Origin of the sequence: Weissella muntiaci, from assembly GCF_008107635.1 — a bacterium.
Lineage (GTDB): Bacteria > Bacillota > Bacilli > Lactobacillales > Lactobacillaceae > Weissella > Weissella muntiaci.
Genome location: NZ_SDGZ01000020.1, coordinates 107,312 through 114,017, shown reverse-complemented (window position 1 = coordinate 114,017; position 6,706 = coordinate 107,312). Strand labels below are relative to the sequence as shown.

At 41.2% G+C, this 6,706-nt stretch carries 4 protein-coding genes; all 4 read left to right on the top strand.

The genetic code is table 11. The annotated features are described in order from the left end of the window. Positions 1–281 precede the first annotated feature (281 nt). Positions 282–2,285 carry a KUP/HAK/KT family potassium transporter gene (locus ESZ50_RS09005; RefSeq protein ID WP_148623237.1) on the top strand — a complete coding sequence of 668 codons (2,004 nt, stop codon included), beginning with the start codon at positions 282–284 and terminating at the stop codon, positions 2,283–2,285. A gap of 83 nt (positions 2,286–2,368) precedes the next feature. Then, positions 2,369–3,019 carry a DNA alkylation repair protein gene (locus tag ESZ50_RS09000; RefSeq protein WP_148623230.1) on the top strand — a complete coding sequence of 217 codons (651 nt, stop codon included), beginning with the start codon at positions 2,369–2,371 and terminating at the stop codon, positions 3,017–3,019. A 104-nt stretch (positions 3,020–3,123) separates the two neighbouring features. Beyond that, positions 3,124–4,230 (top strand): coiled-coil domain-containing protein, encoded by a 1,107-nt coding sequence (locus ESZ50_RS08995; RefSeq protein WP_148623229.1) that lies wholly within the window; start codon positions 3,124–3,126, stop codon positions 4,228–4,230. A gap of 108 nt (positions 4,231–4,338) precedes the next feature. Further along, the gene (locus ESZ50_RS08990; RefSeq protein WP_148623228.1) at positions 4,339–6,558 is read left to right on the top strand and encodes an ATP-binding cassette domain-containing protein; all 2,220 of its coding nucleotides are present in this window, start codon (positions 4,339–4,341) and stop codon (positions 6,556–6,558) included. The last annotated feature ends 148 nt before the right edge of the window (positions 6,559–6,706 follow it).

The following is a 6,706-nucleotide window of genomic DNA, read 5'->3' as shown; positions in this document are numbered from 1 at the left end:
AGGATAGGACGTCGCGATGCAAAGTAGAAGGCACCCAGTGATGGGTGCTTTTTTTGTGCGTGTTTTTAAATCTATTCAGATAATAAATATATATATTGTATTAAAGGTGTTATAATTGAACTTGGTTTTCGCCCTGGAAAGCGCGAGATTGCGTGAGAATTAAATCATATATTTATCGATGATAAAAAATAACTAATCTAAGTATGCCGATTTGGATCAGCACTAATGGACTGAAAGCGTTTTTATGCTAGTATGTGTTTAGGAGTTTTTATCGAAGCGGAATGGAGGACATTGGGGTGAGTAAGGTAAAGGCAGAATCGGTTAACAAAGCAACCACTGCGGGTTTCATCATAGCAATGGGGATCGTTTATGGTGATATTGGAACGAGTCCATTATATACAATGCAGTCTTTGTTGGAGGGGCAAGGTGGTCTGGAACATATTTCACGGGTATTTGTTTTAGGAGCGATTTCTTTAATTATCTGGACATTGACTTTAATTACAACCGTTAAGTATGTTCTAGTGGCATTACGAGCCGATAACAATAATGAAGGTGGGATCTTCTCGCTTTATACATTAGTACGAAAAAACGCCAAGTGGTTAATTGTGCCCGCTATGATTGGTGGTGCGACGCTACTGGCAGACGGAGCGTTGACACCAGCAGTTACGGTGACATCGGCGGTTGAGGGTCTGCGTGGTATTCCAGCATTCTATAATGAATTTGGGATTAATCAAACACCAATCGTAATCATTACTTTAGTAATTATCATGATTCTATTCTTGATCCAACGGTTTGGAACGGCGATTGTCGGTCGACTCTTCGGCCCAGTTATGTTTATCTGGTTCAGTTTCATTGGTCTGATCGGCTTAGTCCATCTGACTAGTGATTGGTCAATCTTAGCCGCTTTTAATCCTTACTATGCCCTTCGATTATTGTTTAGCCCCGAGAATAAGGCTGGGTTCTTTATCCTAGGATCAGTCTTTCTTGCTACAACTGGTGCAGAAGCACTATACAGTGATTTGGGGCACGTCGGTCGTGGCAATATCTACATCAGTTGGCCCTTTGTGAAAGTAGCAATCTTGTTGAGCTATATGGGACAAGGAGCCTGGTTGTTAAAGAATCAAGGAGCAACTCAATTCGAAGGTGTAAATCCTTTCTTTGCGGTTGTACCACATATGATTATCATTCCCGCTGTAATCTTGGCAACCTTAGCCGCGATTATTGCCTCGCAATCATTAATCTCTGGTTCTTTCACGCTGGTGTCTGAAGCGATTCGGTTGAAGATGTTACCAATGATGCGTATTATGTATCCCGGTAAAAGCATTGGACAACTCTATATTCCAATGGTTAATTATATTTTATTGGGAACGACAAGTCTGATTGTGTTGTACTTTAGAACCTCGGCACATATGGAAGCAGCGTATGGTTTGGCAATCACACTAACGATGTTGATGACGACCTTGCTCCTGACTTACTATCTCCGTCAAAGTGGCGTCAATCGCTACTTGGTAGACTTAGCATTAATCTTCTTTGGTCTGCTTGAAGGTAGTTTCTTTGTTGCGTCAGCTGTCAAGTTTGTCCATGGCGGTTATGTTGTTGTCATTATTGCCATGATTATTGTTTTTGTCATGTTTATCTGGGTGCGTTCGAACACTTTGATGTTTAAGTACGTCAAGAAATTAAACCTGAATGAATATAAGCAACAATTAGCCGATCTTCGGGCAGATCAAAGCTATGATCTTTATGATCATAACCTGGTGTATCTGACCAGTAGAATGGACGACGAGTACATTGATCGCTCGATTATGTATTCGATCTTGGACCGGCTGCCCAAACGAGCATACGTTTATTGGTTCGTTCATGTCAACGTGACAGATGAGCCTTATACGAATGAGTATGAAGTTGATTTGCTGGATACTGACTACATTGTGCGGGTTAATCTATACCTAGGCTTCCGTATGGAACAGAATGTGTCGCGTTATTTGCGAACAATTGTGAAGAATTTGATTGAAAGTGGTCGATTACCGGAACAAAATCGACATTACAGTATCTCAGAGAACCGACAGATTGGCGGGTTCAGATATGTGGTGATTGAAGAGCGTTTAACCAATAATTCTCGGATATCGACGTTTGATCGCTTTGTCCTTCAAACAAAGACTGCGATTAAGCGAATCACAGCAACTCCAATTCGCTGGTTTGGTTTACAGTTCTTTGATGTGATTGTGGAAACAGCGCCGCTGATTCCGTCTGAGGTGCATACCTTACCAATTAATGAGCGAGAATAGGTGTTAAATTTATGTTAGGCAAAGGGTTAAGAATGTAAGCTTTAGTTCTTAACTCTTTTTAGATTGAAAAAGTGGGGCATCAGATGGAGCAAATTTTTGAATTATTCCGTAAACAGAGTGATCAGGCAAAGGCCACACAGATGGCACATTATTTGCGTGATCAATTTCAATTCATCGGTATTAAAACGCCGGAGCGGCGAGCATTAAGTAGGGAGTTTTTAAAAGCCAAAAAGGCCCAACCGCAAATTGATTGGGATTTCGTTATGCAAGCGTGGGAGGCAGATGAACGTGAGTTCCAGTACCTTGCCAGTGATTACCTGAGAGCGATGCGAAAGTCACTGACAAGTGCGGATCTAACGAAGATTAAAATGCTAATTACTACTAAATCATGGTGGGATAGCGTTGACAGTTTGGATGAGCTGGTTGGGACTATTACACAGCTTGAACCGACTAGTAAGTCAATTATTCTGGACTGGGCTGAGGATGAAAATTTTTGGGTTCGACGGGTGGCAATTGACCATCAACTAACCTTTAAAGCGGCGACTGATACCGAGTTATTAGCAAAAGTGATTCAAAAAAACTTTGATTCAACAGAATTCTTTATTAATAAAGCGATTGGGTGGGCTCTGAGAGATTATTCAAAGAGTAATCCAACCTGGGTTCGCGAATTTTTAAAGGAGCAGCAGAACTCCTTACATGCACTATCCTATCGTGAAGCCAGTAAGTACCTATAGTCTAGTAAAAAGTAGTCGAACCGCGGTAGTGTATCTATGATAGAATAAGGATTAGGCTACTTTGCAACTTAATATGAAAAGAATGAAAAAACGAGGATTTCCCCATGGCAATGTTTAAAAAGAAATTTAATGATATTGAAGATCAGGCACCAGATATGGCGAACATGATGAATCAAGTCGCCCAGGATGGTTCTTTTGATCTTGGGTCAATTCCAATGATTGATAGTAGCAATGATTCAATTAATGAAACAATCGCTGAGCAATTGAACCGTGTTTTGTCACAGAACAGTTTGTTGATTACACAGATTGACCAACTACAAGCTTTGAATGGTGATCTATTTAATCAAATTAATGAATGGCAAAACTACCGAACTGAGGCGGCTAGCTACATCAATGAGATCAATGACAAGCATCAAGCTGAGACAACTGAGCTCAAGCAAGCACATCAGGAAGCTTTGGATGTTGTTAACAACGACTGGAGTCAAAAGTTTGATGTAAAGGCGCAAGAAGTTGAAGAGCGTTATGCAGCTGTAGAAGTTCGAATTAGTGATGCCGCACAAGCGCAATTACAAGAGAAAACAGAGCTTGAGAATATTATTGCCGAATTACGTGATAACCGAGCTGATTTAGAGAATCAAGTTAAAAATTACGATTTGCAGGTTAACGATTTGCAAAATAAGCTAGGGCAGTCTGATGTAGTTGCGCAACAGAGTGCAGCTGAGAAGCAACAAGCATCTGAGCAGTTTAATCAAGTTTGGGCACAATTGAGTGATGCAACAGAACGTTTGCAATTGGCAAACGATAAAATTGAGGCATTAACGGCTGAAAATCAAAAGTGGTCGCAAGAGATCAACACGATGAAGGAAGACTCAATTACTGAATTCCAACAAACACAAAAGAAGACTGATTCGATTATTTCTGGTTTGACGGATCAAGTTGCACATGCTCATCAACAAATGCAAGTTATCGAGAACAAGTACTCAGTCGCTGTGCAAAGAGCAGTTGGCTTGGAGGCGAATGTACAAAGCTTACAAGAGCAGAACAACTTGTTGGTTAAGCAGATTCGTTCAATGGATGGTCGTGAGTTTACGTCAGTTCGTTCAGGAGTACCAAGCTTTAATACTGATTTCCCTGGCAAGACAGAAGCTGAAGCTGCTGATAATGCCGGAATGACGGCCGAAGAAACAAATCCAGTTGAAACGGCTGAATAATCCTGATGGAATAAAGAAAGTGGACCACAAAAATAGGTTAAGCCTAGGTTTGTGATCTATTTTTTTGTCTAGGAACATAGTTGACCTTTGAGAAGGCGGGAATGCAAAATGACAGAATATATCAATATTATCAATGACCAAGAGAATAATTTGAAAAACATTAGTTTAAAGATTCCGAAGAAGCAGATTACGATCTTCACAGGCGTATCTGGCTCGGGTAAATCAAGTGTAGTTTTTGATACATTAGCGAATGAATCACAACGATTATTGGGTGAGACGTTACCAAACTTTGTCCGACAGTTTTTGCCCAAATATGAACGACCACGTGTCGAACATATTGAGCATTTACCAGCGTCAATTGTGATTGACCAAAAGAGTTTAGGTGGTAATGTTCGATCGACCCTAGCCACGATTACTGATATCGCGCCGATTGTTAGAAATATCTACGCCAAGGTTGGTGAGCCACATATTGGTGGGGCAGATTATTTCTCATTTAATTTTCCAGCGGGAATGTGTCCAACTTGTCAGGGAATTGGACGTAAGACAGTTGTAAATATGGCTAAATTCTTGGACGAGGAGAAGTCTTTGAACGAAGGGGCAGTGCTCTTCCCACCATATAAGCGCGTTGATGTGTATACAGCATCGGGCTTATTTGACAATGACAAGCCGATCAAAGACTACACTGCAAAGGAGCGCCAACAGCTCTTAGATGGTGATCCAGCGGTCGGCAAGATCAAGATGGGTACGTTTAACTTGACCTATGAAGGGTTGCTTGAAAAGTTCAATCGAAACTATCTGCAACGTGATGGTGATATTCCAGAGCGGACACAGAAATTAATTACAGAATACACCCATGAGGATGTTTGTGACCTTTGCCATGGTCAACGTTTCTCACAAGCCACCCTAAAGGTGATGGTTGGTAATTATAATATTGCTGATCTAATGTCCTTGCAGCTAACCGATTTGGCAGATGTCCTGGCGAAGTTTGATTTTGCAGATGATAGTGGCGTTCAGACCTTGCGGGGGCAAATTAATCATTTGATTGAGCTAGGTTTGGGCTATTTAACCTTAGATCGTGAGACTGCAACTTTGTCTGGTGGTGAGTCACAACGGGTTAAGTTAGTTAAGCATTTGAATAATTCATTAACCGATATGCTTTATATTTTTGATGAACCCTCAGTGGGCTTACATCCTCGCGATGTTGAACGAATGAATCAAATTTTCATCAAGTTACGCGATAAGGGGAATACGGTAATTATTATTGAGCATGATCCTGACGTGATTAAAATTGCGGATTGGGTGATTGAAATTGGTCCCAAGGCTGGTGTTCACGGTGGTGAAGTCATGTTTGAGGGAACTTATGCAGAATTACTCGACTCCGACACATTAACGGGCAAGTTCCTAAAACAAACTAGTTCGGTTAATCAGACACCGCGAACGGTGGGGGAGTTCTTAATTGGGCAGAAAACTTCCGCACATAATCTGAAAGCGCAACAGTTGCGAATTCCAGAACAAACGCTCACAGTGCTGACAGGTGTCGCTGGTTCAGGAAAATCAAGTTTAGTTGAGAACTCATTGCGGCTTGCCTATCCAGATGCTGTTTTTGTGGATCAGAATAGTTTGGCTAGTAACACGCGTAGTAACCCAGCCACCTTTATTGGGATCATGGACGCCATCCGTAAACTATTTGCCAAGGAAACCGGTCAGCCAGTGGGCTTGTTCTCCTATAATTCTGAGGGAGCCTGTGAAACCTGTGGCGGTCGTGGTTTTGTTGAATCAAATCTGGCATTTATGGAAACTGTTCGAACAACCTGTGAGACTTGTGAGGGTAAGCGCTATAAGCAAGCAGTCTTACAGTATCACTTCCAAGATAAAAATATCGTTGATATTCTTGATTTAACAGTTGAAGATGCCGTTCAGTTCTTTAAAAAGCAGGCGGCAATTAAGAAGAAGATCGTTGCAATGAATGAAGTTGGATTAGGCTATCTGACACTTGGGCAGTCAACGGCGACCTTGTCAGGTGGTGAAAAGCAACGCTTAAAGTTGGCGGCTGAATTCTATCAGAAGGGGTCAATTTATATCCTGGATGAACCTTCAACTGGGCTACATCTCTCTGATATTGCGAATCTCTTGAAGATCATTGAGCACTTTGTGGATGCTGGTAACACAGTTGTGGTGATTGAACATCAACTGGATATCATTCGGCAAGCAGATTGGATAATTGATGTTGGACCAGATGCAGGTGATCAAGGTGGTCGAATTATTTTTGAAGGACCTGTAGCTGAACTCGCTGATAATCCAGTATCGATTACGGCACAATATATTTAAATGAGAAAAAACGACTGGTTTTCGATGCCAGTCGTTTTTTTGACTCTCCCAGAGTATTCATACTAATAAATATCATTGATTAAGTTTACTTATACGGACAAATATTCTATAATCAAATTGTAACCGATTACAGACAGCGCAAATTTGT